The sequence below is a fragment of the Flavobacterium sp. ASV13 genome (assembly GCF_000745775.1).
In the GTDB taxonomy this organism is placed as follows: domain Bacteria; phylum Bacteroidota; class Bacteroidia; order Flavobacteriales; family Flavobacteriaceae; genus Flavobacterium.
This window is the reverse complement of sequence record NZ_JQJY01000004.1, coordinates 617867-635688: the sequence shown is the minus strand read 5'-3', so window position 1 is coordinate 635688 and position 17822 is coordinate 617867. Positions and strand designations below refer to the sequence as shown.

Annotated in this window: 13 protein-coding genes; 7 read left to right on the top strand and 6 right to left on the bottom strand. The window is 33.3% G+C overall.

What is annotated here, in order from left to right; translation table 11 throughout:
- Positions 1 to 159 precede the first annotated feature (159 nt).
- Positions 160 to 618, top strand: coding sequence for an Lrp/AsnC family transcriptional regulator (locus tag GQ47_RS13465; RefSeq protein WP_035649236.1), 459 nt, complete (start codon positions 160 to 162; stop codon positions 616 to 618).
- Positions 619 to 1045: 427 nt separating this feature from the next.
- Positions 1046 to 2449, top strand: coding sequence for a dihydrolipoyl dehydrogenase (gene lpdA / locus GQ47_RS13460; RefSeq protein WP_035649234.1), 1404 nt, complete (start codon positions 1046 to 1048; stop codon positions 2447 to 2449).
- A 52-nt stretch (positions 2450 to 2501) separates the two neighbouring features.
- Here lpdA and GQ47_RS13455 read toward each other — a convergent pair whose 3' ends face one another.
- Positions 2502 to 2981: a hypothetical protein gene (locus GQ47_RS13455; protein ID WP_152561031.1), complete on the bottom strand. Its 480-nt coding sequence runs from the start codon at positions 2979 to 2981 to the stop codon at positions 2502 to 2504.
- A 359-nt stretch (positions 2982 to 3340) separates the two neighbouring features.
- Between GQ47_RS13455 and GQ47_RS13450 the strand changes: the two genes are divergently transcribed.
- A complete protein-coding gene (locus GQ47_RS13450) occupies positions 3341 to 3883 on the top strand; it encodes a lipocalin family protein (RefSeq protein ID WP_035649230.1) in 543 nt (180 codons plus the stop codon).
- Between the two features lie 55 nt (positions 3884 to 3938).
- Here the strand turns inward: GQ47_RS13450 and GQ47_RS13445 are convergent, their stop codons facing one another.
- Positions 3939 to 4316, bottom strand: a complete 378-nt coding sequence (locus GQ47_RS13445) for a DoxX family membrane protein (RefSeq protein WP_035649228.1) — start codon at positions 4314 to 4316, stop codon at positions 3939 to 3941.
- Positions 4317 to 4525: 209 nt separating this feature from the next.
- Complete coding sequence (locus GQ47_RS13440) at positions 4526 to 5419, bottom strand: DUF4349 domain-containing protein (protein WP_035649226.1); 894 nt, start codon at positions 5417 to 5419, stop codon at positions 4526 to 4528.
- 210 nt (positions 5420 to 5629) lie between these two features.
- Here GQ47_RS13440 and GQ47_RS13435 point away from each other — a divergent pair, with 210 nt between their 5' ends.
- The 3 genes from GQ47_RS13435 (at position 5630) to GQ47_RS13425 (ending at position 10462) form a co-directional block, all read left to right on the top strand.
- A complete protein-coding gene (locus tag GQ47_RS13435; protein WP_035649480.1) occupies positions 5630 to 6916 on the top strand; it encodes an anthranilate synthase component I family protein in 1287 nt (428 codons plus the stop codon).
- Between the two features lie 136 nt (positions 6917 to 7052).
- Positions 7053 to 8363 (top strand): tRNA lysidine(34) synthetase TilS, encoded by a 1311-nt coding sequence (tilS, locus tag GQ47_RS13430; RefSeq protein WP_035649223.1) that lies wholly within the window; start codon positions 7053 to 7055, stop codon positions 8361 to 8363.
- Entirely contained in the window at positions 8363 to 10462 is a 2100-nt protein-coding gene (locus GQ47_RS13425) for a protein-disulfide reductase DsbD family protein (RefSeq protein WP_051951525.1), read from the top strand. The genes tilS and GQ47_RS13425 overlap by 1 nt, the downstream gene beginning before the upstream one ends.
- Positions 10463 to 10669: 207 nt before the next feature.
- Here the strand turns inward: GQ47_RS13425 and GQ47_RS13420 are convergent, their stop codons facing one another.
- The 3 genes from GQ47_RS13420 to GQ47_RS13410 all read right to left on the bottom strand — a co-directional run bounded on the left by GQ47_RS13420 (position 10670) and on the right by GQ47_RS13410 (position 16679).
- Positions 10670 to 11995: an ammonium transporter gene (locus GQ47_RS13420; protein WP_035649219.1), complete on the bottom strand. Its 1326-nt coding sequence runs from the start codon at positions 11993 to 11995 to the stop codon at positions 10670 to 10672.
- 339 nt (positions 11996 to 12334) lie between these two features.
- Positions 12335 to 13642 carry an amidohydrolase family protein gene (locus GQ47_RS13415; RefSeq protein WP_035649477.1) on the bottom strand — a complete coding sequence of 436 codons (1308 nt, stop codon included), beginning with the start codon at positions 13640 to 13642 and terminating at the stop codon, positions 12335 to 12337.
- A 37-nt stretch (positions 13643 to 13679) separates the two neighbouring features.
- Complete coding sequence (locus tag GQ47_RS13410; protein WP_035649217.1) at positions 13680 to 16679, bottom strand: amidohydrolase family protein; 3000 nt, start codon at positions 16677 to 16679, stop codon at positions 13680 to 13682.
- A 131-nt stretch (positions 16680 to 16810) separates the two neighbouring features.
- Here GQ47_RS13410 and GQ47_RS13405 point away from each other — a divergent pair, with 131 nt between their 5' ends.
- Positions 16811 to 17788, top strand: coding sequence for a Gfo/Idh/MocA family protein (locus tag GQ47_RS13405; RefSeq protein ID WP_035649216.1), 978 nt, complete (start codon positions 16811 to 16813; stop codon positions 17786 to 17788).
- The last annotated feature ends 34 nt before the right edge of the window (positions 17789 to 17822 follow it).

Below are 17822 nucleotides of genomic sequence, written 5' to 3'. Positions count from 1 at the left end.
ATCTTGTTCAAAATAAGACCTAATTAGAAAATTAATCAACTATAAAGTGAATAATTAGATTTTAAAACTATACACATGTATTTATTGTGATTTTTAATCTAAATTTGGATTGATAAAACCCAATCAATAGATTTTCTTTCATCTCAAAAAGCAAACAAAATGATTTTAGACGCCACAGATAAAAAACTGTTAGTTCTTTTACAAACCGATAGTAAAAAAACAACCAAAGAATTATCATTAAAACTTGATCTTTCTGTAACAGCAGTTTACGAACGCATTAAAAAATTAGAGCGAGAAGGAATAATTAAAAACTATGTGGCATTAGTCGATAAATCCAAAATCGAAAAAGGATTTGTAGTTTTCTGCCATTTAAAACTCATTCAGCACACTAAAGAATTCCTAACTAAATTTGAAAGTGAAGTAATCAAACTAAATGAGGTTTTAGAATGTCATCATGTTAGTGGTGATTATGATTATATCCTGAAAGTCTTAGTAAAAGATATGGAAGCTTATCGTGAATTTTTAGTCACAAAACTTACGAGTTTGCAACATATTGGAAGCACACAAAGTATGTTTATGATTAGTGAAGTGAAGAACTCAACGGTGATTTCTTTTTAAAAAGGCACAAAGATTCAGAGGAGCAAAGGTTCAAAGGTTCAAAGGTTTCTTTTTTAATCTCGCAAAGACGCAGAGGCGCAAAGTTTTAATTGAATTTCCTCCAGCTTCAGCTGGAGGAATTAGGTTTAATGAGTAATGGGCTTTAGCTAAATTAATAAAGATTTGGCTAAAGCCTTTTCAACTTTGACATAATATTTTCCATCCAGCTAAAGCTGGACGCAATTCATTCAAGATATTCATGAAAAACTTTGCGCCTCTGCGTCTTTGCGAGATTAAAAACAAAAAACTTAGCGACCTTCGCGTAATTCTTAGCGCTCTTTGCGGTAAAACTACAACCCAAAATTTCACGCAAAAAACATTGAAAATTAAACTTCAAACAAAACTTTATTCCTTAATTTTGTAACCGCTAAAATAAAAACAAATTACTATGAGTTCATTTGACGTAGTCATTATAGGTTCAGGTCCTGGAGGATATGTATCAGCAATTCGTTGCGCACAATTAGGTTTCAAAACTGCAATTGTAGAAAAATATAATTCATTAGGCGGAACTTGCCTTAACGTAGGTTGTATTCCTTCAAAAGCATTATTATCTTCTTCTCATCATTATGCTGAAATTGCTCATTTCGCAGATCACGGAATCGAGGTTTCTGGAGATGTAAAAATCAATTTAGAGAAAATGATCGCACGCAAACAAGCTGTTGTAGATCAAACCGTAGGTGGAATCAACTACTTAATGGATAAAAATAAAATTACTGTTTTCAATGGTTTAGGTTCTTTCGTAGATGCAACTCACATTGCAGTTGCAAAAGCTGACGGAACTTCAGAAACTATCGAAGCAAAATATACTGTAATTGCTACAGGATCAAAACCATCTTCTTTACCATTCATTAAAATTGATAAAGAAAGAATTATCACTTCTACTGAAGCTTTGGCTTTAAAAGAAGTTCCAAAACACTTAGTTATTATTGGTGGAGGAGTTATCGGAATCGAGCTTGGACAAGTTTACCTTCGTTTAGGTGCTCAGGTTTCTGTAGTTGAATTCATGGACAGAATCATTCCAGGAATGGACGGTTCTCTTTCTAAAGAATTAACTAAAGTATTGAAAAAACAAGGAATGAAATTCTACGTTTCTCACAAAGTAAAATCAGTTGAAAGAAACGGCGACGCTGTTACAGTTCAGGCTGAAAATGCAAAAGGAGAAACAATCACTCTTGAAGGAGATTATTCATTAGTTTCTGTTGGTCGTCGTCCTTACACAGACGGATTAAACGCTGACAAAGCCGGAGTGAAAATTTCAGACAGAGGACAAGTTGAAGTAAATGATCATTTACAAACTAATGTTCCAAATATTTATGCAATTGGTGACGTTGTTCGTGGAGCAATGTTGGCGCACAAAGCGGAAGAAGAAGGAACTATGGTTGCTGAAATCTTAGCAGGTCAAAAACCACATATCGATTATAACTTAATTCCTGGTGTAGTTTACACTTGGCCAGAAGTTGCTGCAGTTGGACAAACAGAAGAGCAATTGAAAGCTGCAGGAGTTGCTTACAAATCTGGAAGTTTCCCATTCAAAGCGTTAGGACGTGCAAGAGCAAGTGCTGACTTAGACGGATTCGTAAAAATCCTTGCTGACGAAAAAACAGATGAGGTTTTAGGAGTTCACATGATTGGAGCGCGTACAGCAGATTTAATTGCTGAAGCGGTAACTGCAATGGAATTCAAAGCTTCTGCTGAAGATATTTCAAGAATGAGCCATGCGCACCCAACTTTCGCGGAAGCGGTAAAAGAAGCAGCATTAGCAGCTACTGAAAACAGAGCGATACACGTATAATTTTTTACGTAAATCATATTGGAAAACCGTCAGAATTATTTCTGACGGTTTTTTATTGTTTCAACAATTTGAAAGTATAATAAGTTTCTTTGTTTTTTAAATAAACTCTATAAGAATCAGCATCTTCATCATAAATTTTATAAAGATATTTATCACCTTTAATACTCATGTTTTTTCGGGAGATATTATCACTTTCAATAAATTCTAATTCAAATTCGCAATTGCCTTTTTGTTTGAAATGTAATTTTGAAGTAGAGTTATCACTAAATTTTTCTGTCCAAAGATTCTGAGATAAAGTGACTTCTACCTTATTTCCGTCATTCTCAAAATAATGATATTTCGAATCTTTAGTGAGCTGATAGCATTGTTCCTTTGTAATATTTTCTAAAGGCTTTTCATATTGTAAAGCCCATCCATCATCTACTTTTGATTGTGGAAAAAGTGCTACAAATTCGTTGCAGTTTTTGTGCAATCTGAAGAATATCAATTCGAAAGTTTTTTGTCTGGTAATTGAATCCTCGAATTTTTTCAAATATGGAATTATATGAGAGTTAGTAATTGTATTAAGTCTAATTTCATTATTTAAATTTTTATTTTGGACCAACGCTTTGCATATTTCTATGTTTAATGAATCTACAGCCTGTACGGATTGTGATCTGGAAAAAGAAAAGCAAAATAGGAAAATCAGCAATAAATTTATTTTCATTTTTAGGGGCTAGATTAATTCTCCAAATTTAGCTTTTTGAACACATTATCCTAAAATACGTGTGATTTTTTTTCTTTTTATCCACATTATTTTTAATAGCTAAAAAATATAAAGTTTCAGAAAAATTTTGTAAATTAGATGTGTATTTCAGATGCTATCTTTATGATAATTAAAAAGATAACATTATGAAAAATAAATATATCGCTCCAATTCTTCTTGGAGCTGGAATTGCAGCTGTACTTTATTCCTGCGGTTCTACTATTCCTAAAAAAGCTGTTGCTGTCACTAACTTTGACAAGGCAAAATATTTAGGAAAATGGTACGAAATTGCAAGGTTAGATTATAAATGGGAAAAAGATTTAATAAATGTCACCGCCGAATATTCGCTGAATGATAATGGCACTATAAAGGTAGATAACAGGGGCTATGATGTCAAAAAAGACAAGTGGGAAGAAAGCATCGGGAAAGCCAAGTTTGTCAAAAAAGACGATATTGGTATGCTTAGGGTCTCATTTTTTGGTCCTTTTTATGCTGGATACAATGTTATCGCAATAGATCAGGATTATAAATATGCTCTTGTTGTAGGCGAAAGTTTAAAATACATGTGGATTCTTTCCAGAGAAACAACTATTCCTGAAAGTATAAAAGCTGATTTTTTAATTAAAGCACAAGACATTGGCTATAAAATTTCAGATCTTATCTGGGTAAAACATGACAAAACAAATTAAAAAGAAAACCCAACACTTTAAAAGGTGCTGGGTTTTTATTTTAGATTGAAATAATTTAGGCAGTAAAAATGCTTTTGTAGTTATCCCAATATCTGTAAATCAAAAATAAGTTGCCTAAAAATAACAGTCCGGCAATCGGAAGACCTTCTGGCGTCAGGAAATAATTGATGAACAAGATATTTACCGTAATTGGCAAGATCAAAATATTAGCTAATGTTACATAACGTCCTGTTACAAATGCAATTCCGCAAAGCAATTCAATTGATTTAGCCAAGGGCATTAAATAAGTAGAAGCCATTAAACCTGTGTTGAAGGCTTTAAAATCATTATTGGTTGCTGGTTCTGCAGGCATTAGGTGAAAGAAAAAACTAATAGAAGCAAAAAGAAGCAAAAGACCAATTAAAACACGGACAATAATAGTAGCAATTTTCATAATACTTAGGATTTTTAAATAAGTTAAAAAATATAAATAATGTGCTTGGAAATCGTCTAATGTAAATTTCTCATAAACAGAATTGGTATTTAAATGCTGTTTTATTGAGGATTTTTCAATTGATCTGACCTTGTTTTGGGATTAATTGAAATCTATATCAAATATAACGATTTTTTCATTATTAAATTGCTGTTTTATTAACACTTTTCTTATTTCTTGAGATATTTTTTGTAAAGAAAAAAGCTGCCAATGCTTATTAAAATAATCGGCCAAAGATTGATAAAGAAAATCAAGATGGACTCCAAAATGTACCAACCGCTTTTTAAAGCATCAATTGTTTGGATTCCTAAATTTGGTTTGTAAGCAGCGTTGTCTTTTTCACTTGCCGTAATTTCCTGTTTTATCGTTTCATTTTGATAAAGTTGTAAAGTAATAGTACTGAAGTTAACTTGGTCTTGCAAAGACAAGTTTTCGATAATGCGATTGTCTTTTTCTTCTTTTTTATTTGCTAGTGTATTTTCTGCCTCTACAATATCATTGATTTTTTTTCCTTTTGAATCAATTGCATTTTCGACTCTTTTTTCAGTAACGCTATTTCTTTTTTGCGAAAGCTGATTGGCTAACATTTTTAACGAAACATCATCAGCTTTGATGACTCTGAAATCTAAAAAATCGATTTGTTTGGCAATCGATTTTATTACTGTATCCAGCTGTGTGTTAGGAACGCGAATTGTGATATTATTTTCTACCGAATATTTCGTGGTTTCTAAAGTGCTGTCCAGACTAATTTTAGTCTTAATCTGATCATGAATATTGCTTTGAAGATTGGTATAAGTCACAAATCCGCCAAATTTTTGAACAGCATTTTCAATTGCATAAGTAGATTTGACGACATTTTTAACCTTAAACTTGATATCAGCGGTTCGAATAAATTTCTGTTTGCTGTCCTTTTTTTCGACCGCTGCCGATGATGAAATTGCAGTGCTGTCCATTGCGACAGTATTTGCCGACGTTTCGGCCGTGGCGTAATCTGCTTTTTTGCAGGAAAATAATACTAGAATAAGAATTAAGGTGGTCAAACCTAATTTTGCAGTTGTTTTCATAAAATTTTTAAAATTTGATTAATAAATAAAATATTTACACGATGTAAATGCGGTTTGTTGTTAAAATTTTAGAGTAGTTTTTAATCAAATGGCGATTTTTATGAATTAGTGTTAAAATCGATATACTAAAAAGTGTGCCAATATTTTTTTGGTTTATTTTATTGAAGGATTTTTTTTGTCGTAATTTTGAAGCTTAAAATTTATACTTCTTTGAGAGTTTCTATTCATAAACATATTTCCAATCCAGAACAATTCAAACAGCGACTTTTAACATGGTCGCAACAGTTTCGTGAGATTGTTTTTCTGGACAGCAATTCATATCCTCAGGAATATTCAAGTTTTGACTGTCTGCTGGCTGTTGACGCGTTTACGTCTGTAAAAACCGATTTCCAAAATGCTTTTGAAGATTTAAAACAATATCAGCAAACCACAAAAGATTGGCTTTTTGGATATCTTTCGTATGATTTAAAAAATGATATAGAAGATTTAAAATCGGATAATTTTGACGGACTTGATTTTCCGGATTTGTTTTTCTTTCAGCCAAAAAAGATATTTTTATTGAAAGAAAACCAGCTTGAAATTCAGTATTTATTGCTTTGTGATGACGAGCTTGAAGATGATTTTAAGGAAATAGTCGAAAGTCAAAAGTCAAAAGTCGAAAGCACGCCATCTTTAGAAATTCAACAACGAATCTCAAAAGATTTGTATGTCGAAAAAGTGACAAAAATGCTTGAACATATTCACAAAGGCGATATGTATGAAGCTAATTTTTGTATGGAATTTTTTGCGGAAAATGCGACTATAAATCCGTTAGAAAAATTTCAGAAATTGAATGCTATTTCGAAAGCGCCATTTTCGGTTTTCTTTAAAAATAACAAACAATGTTTGCTTTCGGCTTCGCCTGAACGTTATTTGAAAAAACTTGGAGAAACTATTATTTCTCAACCGATAAAAGGAACTTCAAAACGGTTTTTAGATTCTGCAGAAGATGAAAAATCAAAACATTTTTTAGAAAACGATGCAAAAGAACGCGCCGAAAACATCATGATTACTGATTTGGTTCGGAATGATCTTTCGCACACTGCACAAAAAGGTTCGGTTGAGGTTACGGAGCTTTGCAAAATCTATTCGTTTTTGCAAGTTCATCAAATGATTTCAACGATCACTTCAAAATTAGATAATCAATATTCGCCAGTTGATGTTTTGAAAACAACTTTTCCAATGGGAAGTATGACGGGTGCGCCAAAGATTTCGGTGATGAAAATTATCGAAAATTTAGAAGAAACTAAACGAGGTTTGTATAGTGGAGCTGTTGGATATTTTACTCCCGAAGGCGATTTTGATTTTAATGTTGTGATCCGAAGTATTTTGTATAATCAGGAAAATAAATATGTTTCATTTTCTGTCGGAAGTGCCATAACTTCGCTTTCCATTCCTGAAAAAGAATATGAAGAATGTTTGCTGAAAGCTAAGGCAATGCACGAAGTTTTGCAATAATTTTTTTGCCACAGATTAAAAAGATTTGCACAGATTTTTTAATCATTTTAATCCCTTTAATCTGTGGCAAAAAAAAAATACTACGCTTAACATTTCATTTAAAAATAGATAAAGTTTAATTCTTTACATTTATCAAATGTTTTCAAACTTTCAAAATCATATCGTTTCCCGTTTCCCATTTTTAGCAGAAAAAAAGCTTTTTCTGGCAGTTAGTGGCGGATTAGATAGTATGGTTTTACTGCATTTATTGAAAAAACTGCCTTATGAAATTGCCGTTTTGCATTGTAATTTTCAGCTTCGCGGTTTAGAAAGTTTTGGCGATCAGGAATTTATTAAAAATTACTGCAAGCAAAACAACATTCCGTTTTTTACCACACAATTTGATACCAAAGCTTTTGCCGAAGATTATAAATTATCGACACAAGTTGCGGCGAGAGAACTTCGTTACAACTGGTTTTATGAGCTTTTGGAAGAAGAAAATTTCGATTATATTTTAACAGCACATCATGCTGATGATAATTTGGAAACCTTCATTATCAATTTAACCCGAGGAACCGGATTAGATGGATTAACGGGAATTCCGGAACAAAATGATAAAATTATTCGTCCGCTTTTGCCTTTTTCGAGAGAAGAAATTTTGAATTACGCCGAAGAAAATAATATTGAATGGCGAGAGGATAGCAGTAATGCATCTAATAAATATTTGCGAAATAAAATTCGCCACGATTTAGTTCCGATTTTAAAAGAAATCAACCCAAACTTTTTGAATGCTTTTCAGAAAACACAATCGTATTTGCAGGAATCGCAGGAAATGACTGAAGATGCATCAATTATGGTTTATCAGCAGGTTGCGAAAGAAGAAGGAGAAGATATACATTTCGATTTAAATCAGCTGAAAAAATTACCAAATTATAAATCGTATTTATATCAATGGCTAAATGAATTTGGTTTCACGGCATGGAATGATATTTACGATTTGGTAAAAGGGCAATCTGGAAAACAAGTGCTTTCAGAAGAATTCAGATTGCTTAAAAACAGAGAAACCTTGATTTTGAGCCCAATTTCGTATGAGCCTAATGACGAAGAATTTGAAATTAATAAAGAAGACACAGAAGTTAATTTTCCCTTAAATTTGAAGCTTTGTCAGGTAGATGACATTACAATAGATTCAAATAAAGCTATCTTTGTGGACGCCGAAAAAATCCAGTTTCCTTTGATTTTACGTAGATGGAATGAAGGAGATGTTTTTCAGCCTTTTGGAATGCAGGGAAAGTCGAAAAAAGTAAGCAAGCTTTTTAAAGATGAAAAATTATCTCTGATCGAAAAAGAAAAAACATGGATTTTATGTTCAGATAACCAAATTGTATGGGTTGTCGGAATCAGGCAAGACGAACGTTTTAAAATTGAAAATACCACAAATAATATACTAAAAATAGAACTGCAATAATGAACTTTAATCAATACCGCCAAGCGATAATGCCAAAAAACTACTGGAGCAAATCTCTTTTATTTTTACTGTTTTTTATTTTTTCTTTTGCAAAAAGTAATGCTCAGGTTTTAGAACCAGTAAAATGGACTTCAAAAATTGAAAAAAAATCCGGAAACAATGCCGTATTAATTTTTGACGGAACAATTGAAAAAGATTGGCATATGTACTCGCAATTTACCCCAGAAGGCGGACCGCTTGCGCTGGAAATTGCATTCAAAAATCAAAAAGGAAATTACGAATTAGTTGGAAAAGCAAAGGAAGGAAAAACCAGAACAGCTTTTAATGACGTTTTTGGCGTAAACGAAACTTTCTTTGAAGGAAAAGCACATATCGAGCAGGAAATCAAGATTGTCAACCCAAATTTAAAAACGGTTGATGTGGAATTTGATTTTCAGGTTTGTAAAGAAGTTTGCATCAATTCGAATAAAAAATTCTCAATTGCGATTCCGTCGACTTTCAATATGGACGCAGTTCCGGCAATAACAGAAGCGAAAAAAGATGAAACAAAAGTAACTGGAATTGCAGTAGATACAATTGTAAAAGCAGCAGATACAGCAAAAGTTCAGGTGGTAAAATCTAATGTAGAAGAGCCAATTTCGAAAGAAGATATGCCTGCGCCTGCACCGTCTAGAAGTTTGTGGTCTATCTTTTTCCTGGCTTTTTTAGGTGGTTTTGCGGCCTTGTTTACACCTTGTGTTTTTCCTATGATTCCTATGACGGTAAGTTTTTTTACCAAACAAAGTAAAAGCAGAGCAAAAGGAATTAGAAATGCTATAATTTACGGATTATCAATCATTGCAATCTATGTGATTTTAGGATTAATTGTAACTAAAATATTCGGTGCTGATGCTTTAAATGCGTTATCGACAGATGTTTGGTTCAATCTTATTTTCTTCGTGATTTTGGTTGTTTTTGCTGTTTCATTTTTAGGAGCATTCGAAATTATGCTTCCAAATTCGTGGGCAAACAAAGCTGATCAACAAGCAGACAAAGGAGGTTTAATTGGGATATTGTTCATGGCTTTAGCATTGGCAATTGTATCATTTTCATGTACAGGACCAATTGTAGGAACTTTATTGGTTGAAGCTGCTTCAAATGGAGGAATTGCACCAATTGTAGGAATGTTAGGGTTTTCTTCAGCATTGGCACTTCCGTTTATGTTGTTTGCAATGTTCCCAGGATGGTTGAATTCATTGCCAAAATCTGGCGGATGGTTAAATACTGTAAAAGTTGTTTTAGGATTTTTAGAATTGGCTTTAGCATTCAAATTCTTATCAAATGCTGATTTGGTTTTACAATTGCATTTCCTAGAAAGAGAAGTTTTCTTAGCGATTTGGATTGCAATTTTTGGAACTCTTGCATTATATTTATTCGGAAAAATTACATTGCCACATGATAGTCCAACGCATCATATTTCGGTTGGAAGATTATCATTAGGATTACTTGTTTTAAGTTTTACAATTTATATGATTCCAGGACTTTGGGGAGCGCCTTTAAAATTAATTAGTGCTTTTCCGCCACCACCAACCTATAGTGAAAGTCCATTTGGCGTTGGAGGTTCAGGGAATTCAACAGGAAGCACAGAAACAATAAAAGGACTTCCAGAAGGTGCAGAATTAGGTCCACACGGAATAATGGTTTTTCATGATTACGAAGATGGTTTAGCATACGCGAAAGAAATCAACAAGCCAATAATGCTTGATTTTACAGGTTATGCTTGTGTAAACTGCAGAAAAATGGAAAACAATGTTTGGTCAGATCCATCGGTTTTACCAATATTAAAAAATGATGTTGTTTTGATTTCGTTATACGTTGATGATAAACGAGAACTTCCAAAAAACGAACAATATGTTACGAAAGCTGGAGATGAAATCATTACAGTAGGAGATAAATGGACTGATTTTATGATTTCAACATATAAAACAAATACACAGCCTTTATATGTTATCACGGATTTAGAAGGCAATAACCTGCATACTTCTAAACCAACAATTAGTTACGTAAGTACCGCAGAATATTTGCAATGGCTGAAAGAAGGAATTGCTAATTTCAAATAAGATTTTTTAGTTCTTAGTGATTAGTAATTAGCCCTTAGTTTTCTTCTTTATAATTTCATGGAGTTAAATGGTTAAACTAAATAAAGTGACTAATCACTAAGAACTAATTACTAAGGACTAATAAGTTGATATTAATTCAAACAAAAATCCCTCTAAGCTAAACTTAGAGGGATTTTTTATAAAGGCAAAAAGAGGAAATTCTTTTTATTATAAGTATTCTCCGTGTTGAGAGATGTCTAATCCTAATTCTTCTTTTTCTTCAGTAACTCTTAAAGGAGTAATTTTGTTTACAATGAAGAACAAGGCATAAGAAGCTGCAAAAGCAAAGATTGATACAATAACTAATGCTTTTAATTGTATTAAGAATAAAGTAGCATCACCAAAAATCAAACCTTGGTTTTTTCCAACTATAGAGTTTACGCTATTAGAAGCAAAAACACCAGTTAATAACATTCCTACCATACCACCAACACCGTGACAAGCAAATACGTCAAGAGCATCGTCGATTTTTCCTTTAGGGAATTTGCTAACCACAATATTACTAATTACTGCAGCGATAATACCAATTGCTAATGCATGAGGAATGCTTACGAAACCAGCAGCAGGAGTAATAGCAACTAAACCTACTACAGCGCCAATACAAGCTCCCATTGCAGATAATTTGTGTCCTAATATTTTGTCAAGGAAAACCCAAGCCATAGCAGCAGAAGCAGCAGCGATTGTAGTTGTTCCTAAAGCTTGAGCAGCAAGACTTCCAGCTCCAACTGCAGAACCTGCGTTGAAACCAAACCATCCGAACCATAATAAACCTGTACCTAATAATACATACGTGATTCTTGCAGGGTTTACTTTTTGAACTTTACGTTTTCCTAAGAAGATTGCTCCAGCCAAAGCAGCCCATCCAGCACTCATGTGTACTACAGTACCACCAGCGAAGTCAAGCACTCCCCATCCAAAGAATAATCCATCAGGATGCCAAGTCATGTGACATAATGGAGCGTATACGAATAAGATAAATAAAACCATGAATAATAAGTAAGCCCAGAAACGTACACGTTCTGCAAAAGCTCCTGTAATTAATGCCGGAGTAATGATTGCGAATTTTGCCTGGAATAAAGCAAAAAGAATCATAGGAATTGTTGGTGCTAATTCCCAAGCGGTGTTTGCGCTTACGCCCTGAAAAAATATATTTGAAGAAGGATCTCCAATGAAACCGCCTATAGATGGACCAAAACATAATCCGAATCCAATTACTACCCAAAGAACTGTAACAATTACCATTGCCATGAAACTTTGAAGCATTGTACTGATTACGTTTTTCTTGCCTACCATACCGCCATAGAAAAACCCTAATCCCGGAGTCATTAATAATACAAATGCTGTAGCAACAACCATCCATGCTGTATCACCCGTGTCTAATTTTAATTCAACAACATGAGCGCCTAATGTTTTTGATTCAGTAACAAATGAGATAGAAAAAATAGATAGTAACAAAATCGTGATGAGGATCACACTTAAAATAATTTTTCGCATAGTTATTTAGTTTTAAATTTTTTATAAAAGTATAAAATCATTCGACACCCCTATAAAAAATAGAGTCTATTGTTTAATTTTTGTTAATTTTAAAATTTGACCCCCTAAATTTTGCGTGTATATCTTAAAAAAGACTTAAATTTTACAATTTATTAATCTTGAAATGGGCAAAAGTTATCATTTGTGCAGTTTCCGATGAAAAAAAGATACTATTATTCTTAAAATAATGATTTTTTCTATTCAAATTATTCAATGTGCTGTTCAATTTGTTTTGTTTTAAATAAAAAAGGCATCAAATGAATATTTCAAATGATGCCTTTTTATATTAGAAAAACCGAATTATTTCTGACCGAACTTTTCTTTGAATTTTCTGTTCAGTTTGTTTTGAAAAGTATCCAAATTGATGTTTCTGCCCTGAATAAAAGCAGTTGTCAATTTATTTGTTCTCATATCTAAAGCATCTCCTTCAGATATAAATAAAGTAGCATCTTTGCCTGTTTCCAAAGTTCCGCAAGTTGCATCAACTCCTAATAATTTTGCTGTATTTAGCGTAATCAACTGTACTGCAACTTCTTTGTCTAAACCAAAAGCAGCACAAGTTCCAGCTAAGAAAGGTAAATTTCTCACACTCATACGTTCATGATCACCGCTGTTTTCTAAACCAACAACAATACCTTTATCAGTAAGTATTTTTGCCATTTTATAAGGCAGGTTTACATCTTGATCAGCGCTTGTTGGCATATCGTGAACACGTCTTAAAAGAACTCCCACATTATATTTTGATAATTGCGCAGTTGCTTTGTAAGCTTCAAAACCGCCAACGATTACAACCTTTTTGATTTGATTGTCTGCGGCCAATTGAATTGCATCTACAATTTGCTTTTCTTCATCAGCATGAATGTAAAGAGTTTGAGTTCCGTCAAACAAGCCTTTTGTTGCTTCCAGAACGATGTTTCTTTCTTTTGGAGTTGTCTGATTGTAAGCTTTAGCATTGATTAAAAAAGCGTTGATTTCTTCCGCTTGTTTTGGATAATCTTTGTTTGGTTCAATAACACCAGGCTCAAACCAAGATCCAGATCTTTTGAAACTAGATGGAAAATTCAAATGAATTCCGTCATTTTCTTTTAAAATGGCATCTTTCCAGCTCCATGCATCTAATTGTACAATTGATGAAGTACCAGAAATTGTTCCGCCACGAGGCGTAACCTGAGCTACTAAAACACCATTTGGACGAACCGTTTCTACAACTTTCGATTCAGAGTTATAAGCAATAATACTTCTGACATTTGGGTTAAAAGTTCCAATTTCTTCTTGATCGTCAGATGATTTTACAGCATCAATTTCAACTAATCCCAACGTTGTATTTGCAGCAATAAATCCTGGATACACATGTTTACCAGAAGCATCAATAGTAGTGTCATAAGCATCAGCGGCAAGTCTGATTGTTGTTGCATCGGCTACTAAAGTAATTTTTCCGTCTTTAAAACCAATCGCACTGTTTTGAATCACTTTTCCGTTCCCCAAGTGCGCAGTAGCATTTAAAATCAAAACCGATTTTGATTGCTTTGGTGCTGGAATTTGCTGAGCATTTATTTGTACAGAAGCACAAAATAATAACAGCAATTTATATATGTTTTTATTTATCATGTTGTCTCTTTTTATCATTATGAATTTTCTAAAGCTTTTATAACTGTTCTAAAGTATCACAGTGATATTCTCTTTTCTCTTTTCTTGTTGGCGCCTGAGTGCTGTTTCCTTTGTTTTTTTCCTGCAGCATTTGTCCAATCAATTCATTTCTTTCTTTAGTGATGGCCAATTGTTTTTGAGCATCTTTTTCAATATCAAAATAAACTACACCTTCAATAATTGTTTTTTCAGCTTTAGCATAAATAGACAATGGATTTTCGCTCCATAAAACAACATCGGCATCTTTTCCAACTTTTAAGCTTCCTACTTTGTCATCGATATGTAATAATTTCGCAGGATTTAAAGTGACAAATTTCCAGGCATCTTCTTCAGATACGTTTCCGTATTTTACCGCTTTTGCAGCTTCTTGGTTTAATCTTCGAGACATTTCAGCATCATCAGAGTTGTAAGCAACAACTACACCTTCGTTGTGCATAATTGGTCCGTTGTATGGAATGGCATCGTTTACCTCAAATTTATAAGCCCACCAATCAGAGAATGTTGAAGCTCCAACGCCGTGCTCTTTCATTTTGTCAGCCACTTTGTAACCTTCTAAAATGTGCGTGAAAGTATTTACTCTGAAATTGAATTTCTCAGCAACATTCATCAAATTTAAAATTTCAGACTCTACATAAGAGTGACAAGTAATGAAACGCTCTTTGTTTAAAATTTCAGCAAGAGTCTGTAATTCTAAATCTACTCTTGGAGCTTTTCCTTTTTTATTTCCAGCATTGAATTTTTTCCAGTTTTCATCATATTCTTTCGCTAATTGGAAATAATCTGTAAAAACTTGTTCAACACCCATTCTTGTTTGCGGGAAACGAGTTGGATTATCAATTCCCCAGTTCGCTTGTTTTACGTTTTCACCTAAAGCAAATTTGATGAATTTTGGTTGGTTTTTGTATAACATTTCATCTGCAGCAGAACCCCATTTCCATTTTACAATTGCAGAACGACCACCAATTGGGTTTGCAGAACCGTGTAATAATTGTGAAATTGTAACACCTCCGGCAAGATCTCTATAAATATTAATGTCTTCAGAATTCACAACATCCTGAATTGTAACCTCAGCAGTTGAGTTGTGTCCGCTTTCATTTACACCTTTAGAAATCGCGATGTGCGAATGCTCGTCAATAATACCGCTTGTAATGTGTTTTCCTTTAGCATCAATTACAGTTGCCGATGCGTCAGAAAGATTTTTACCTACAGCAGCAATTTTTCCGTTTTTGATTAAAACGTCAGCTTCTGTCAAAATTCCTTCTTTTTCATTCGTCCAAACTGTAGCGTTTTTGAATAATAAAGTTTGAGCAGTTTGTTTTTTAGTATCACCAAAAGCAACGTTTGGATACGTTACTGGCATTACATGATTTGGTTTTTCTGGTTTTAAAGTATCTTTAACCGCAACAAACGGACTCGTTTTTACTGCATTCCAAACCAATTCGTCTCCATTTGATAAAACCGCTTTTCCAGATAAAGCATCTGCTTTTTCAACAAATCCTGTTAAACGAGCAAAATTAGATTTAATAGTATCAGCAGGTTTGATTACAAGAGAAACCCAATTTTTTGCGATAGAAAAAGTGCTTTTTACTTTTTTAGCATCAACAGTTGTGATTTCTGATTTTTGAGCATCAGCAGTTCCGTCAATTTTCCATTTATAAGTATCTTTTCCAACAGTCAAGTCGTAATTTCCGCGAATATCTTTTGCATTGATATCATTCACAACAAATTTGCTTCCTTGAACCCAGTTTTCATATAAAACCGTTTTCTCGTCAAAAACTTCTCCAGAAGTAATAATGAAGTTTGCATAACTTCCAGTTTTCAAACTTCCTACTTCGTCGCTTTTTCCTAAAATAGCTGCAGGAATAGTAGTTAACGCTTCTAAAGCTTTTGTTTTGTCAAAACCGTATTTTATCGCTTTTAATAAATTCGGTTTAAAATCTTCAATTTTCTTTAATTTGTCAGTCGTCAAGGCGAAAACAATTCCGTTATCCGAAAGAACTTTTAAGTTCGTTGGCGCCTGATTCCAGAAACGCATATCAGCCAATTCAATTTGGTTTGATAAATACGGATTCGAAACATCGTATGCATCTGGGAAACTAATCGGAATAATAAATTTTGCATTTGTTCCTTTAATTTCTTCAATTCTTTCGAATTCATTTCCGCTTCCTTTTAAAACGTAGTTTAAACCAAATTCTTTTGCAATTTTTGAAGCTCTTAAACTGTTTAATTTGTCTTCTGTTGCAAAAATCTGAACCAGTTTTTCATTGTTTGCTAATGCTTCTAACGATAAATCTTTAGTTTCAGAATTTCCTTTTTTGTACCAATCTAAGTCCAGATACATTTGGCGAAGCAATGCCATCATTCCCATTAAAGAACTTGGATATTGCTGATTTGTCAAGGCGCTTTTTGTAAAAGCAAAGTGATTTGTTAATTTGTTTGAAATAATTTGTTTAGAGTTGTTTTCGTTGTTCAAAGCAACAAGAGCTCCAGATCCCTGAGCAATTCCGTCAGGTACGTGAGTTCCAACAACACCAAAACCAGCTTTCAAAAACTCATCAGCTTTTGGCTGATCATATTTAAAAGTTTCATAACCGTTTACTTCAGGTCTTACACTTTCGTTCCAGTAAAAACCAGTTCTTTTTGTATCGTAAAGAGGATTACGGCTGCGTCCTGGAGTCATGTTTCCTTTTGGTTTTTCGATTCCAAAACTGGTATAAATATCAATAAATGATGGGTAAATTGTTTTTCCTGTCAGATCAATTGTGATGCTGTTTTTTGGAATTGCAATATTAGTTCCAACAGAAACTACTTTTCCGTCCTGGATAAGCAACGTTCCTTTTTCAATTTTTTGAGTTGGACTTACATAAATAGTGGCATTCGTAAAAACAGTGTAATTTTTACTTTTGTTGTGCACACTTTCATTAACAGGGAAGTAGTCTTGAGCATACGTTTTTGTTAAAAAAACGCTCAAAAAGAGTAGTAGTAGGGCTTTTTTCATATAGTATTTGCTAATTTGTTGCTAAAAATATGAAAATATGTTAGATAAGTTTTAATTTTCCAAAATGTTTTTTCTCTATTTTAGATGAAAATTCAGGTAAATCGTTGATGGATAGTGTATATAGGACATTTATGAAAAATTCACAAAAAATAAAATGGGGAATAATTGGTTTAGGAAATATAGCCAATCAATTTGCGACTGATTTAATGTTGTTAGAAGATGCTGAATTGACGGCGGTTGCTTCGAGAGATTTAGAAAAAGCAAAAGATTTTGCTCAAAAATACAATTGTGCAAAAGCTTACGATTCGTATGAGACGATTTTTACTGATAAAGAAGTCGAAATTATTTACATAGCCACGCCACACGATTCGCACGCTGAATTATCGATTAGAGCTTTAGAAAGTGGTAAACACGTTTTATGCGAAAAACCTTTGGCACTTTCATATTCCGATGCCACTCGAATGATTGAAGCTTCAAAAAAGAATAATAAGTTTTTTATGGAAGCTTTCTGGACGCGATTTATTCCGTCAGTAAAAGAAGTTTTGCAGAAAATTGAAAACGGAAAAATTGGTGAAGTAAAATACATAAATGCTGATTTTGCTTTCCGCGGAAGCGAAACCGAAAATCTTAGACTTTTTGATAAAAAACTGGGCGGAGGTGCATTGTTTGATATTGGCGTTTATCCCTTATTTCTGTCTTATATACTATTAGGAAATCCGAAGGAAATAGTGGCAAAAGCTATAAAACATAAAAATGATATTGATCTGCAGACTTCTATGATTTTGCAATATGAAAAAGCACAATCGATTTTACACGCTTCCATAGTTTCCGATTCCGATATGAAAGCGGTTATCGCTGGAAGTAAAGGAAGAATCGAATTGAATTCACCTTGGTTTGTTGCAGATGGATATTCTTTATTTATAGGCGAAGAAAAAGAAGCTGTTATCAGTTTGCCAGTTTTAGGAAAAGGATATTCGCATGAAATTATCGAGTGCAATAATTGTATTCGAAATAATCAAATTGAAAGCGAGTTTTGGTCGCATCAGAATTGCTTGGATTTGAGCAGAATTGTGGAGGAGATTAAAACGCAAATCAAATTGCCGTTTTAATTTAAATTTATTTGTAATAAAATATTTACAATAA

Bases quoted from the DNA above. Each gene is read 5' to 3' on its own strand.
- GQ47_RS13465 (WP_035649236.1), top strand. From the start codon at position 160: ATGATTTTAGACGCCACAGATAAAAAACTGTTAGTTCTTTTACAAACC.
- lpdA (WP_035649234.1), top strand. From the start codon at position 1,046: ATGAGTTCATTTGACGTAGTCATTATAGGTTCAGGTCCTGGAGGATAT.
- GQ47_RS13450 (WP_035649230.1), top strand. From the start codon at position 3,341: ATGAAAAATAAATATATCGCTCCAATTCTTCTTGGAGCTGGAATTGCA.
- GQ47_RS13445 (WP_035649228.1), bottom strand. From the start codon at position 4,316: ATGAAAATTGCTACTATTATTGTCCGTGTTTTAATTGGTCTTTTGCTT.
- GQ47_RS13440 (WP_035649226.1), bottom strand. From the start codon at position 5,419: ATGAAAACAACTGCAAAATTAGGTTTGACCACCTTAATTCTTATTCTA.
- tilS (WP_035649223.1), top strand. From the start codon at position 7,053: ATGTTTTCAAACTTTCAAAATCATATCGTTTCCCGTTTCCCATTTTTA.
- GQ47_RS13425 (WP_051951525.1), top strand. From the start codon at position 8,363: ATGAACTTTAATCAATACCGCCAAGCGATAATGCCAAAAAACTACTGG.
- GQ47_RS13420 (WP_035649219.1), bottom strand. From the start codon at position 11,995: ATGCGAAAAATTATTTTAAGTGTGATCCTCATCACGATTTTGTTACTA.
- GQ47_RS13415 (WP_035649477.1), bottom strand. From the start codon at position 13,642: ATGATAAATAAAAACATATATAAATTGCTGTTATTATTTTGTGCTTCT.
- GQ47_RS13410 (WP_035649217.1), bottom strand. From the start codon at position 16,679: ATGAAAAAAGCCCTACTACTACTCTTTTTGAGCGTTTTTTTAACAAAA.
- GQ47_RS13405 (WP_035649216.1), top strand. From the start codon at position 16,811: ATGAAAAATTCACAAAAAATAAAATGGGGAATAATTGGTTTAGGAAAT.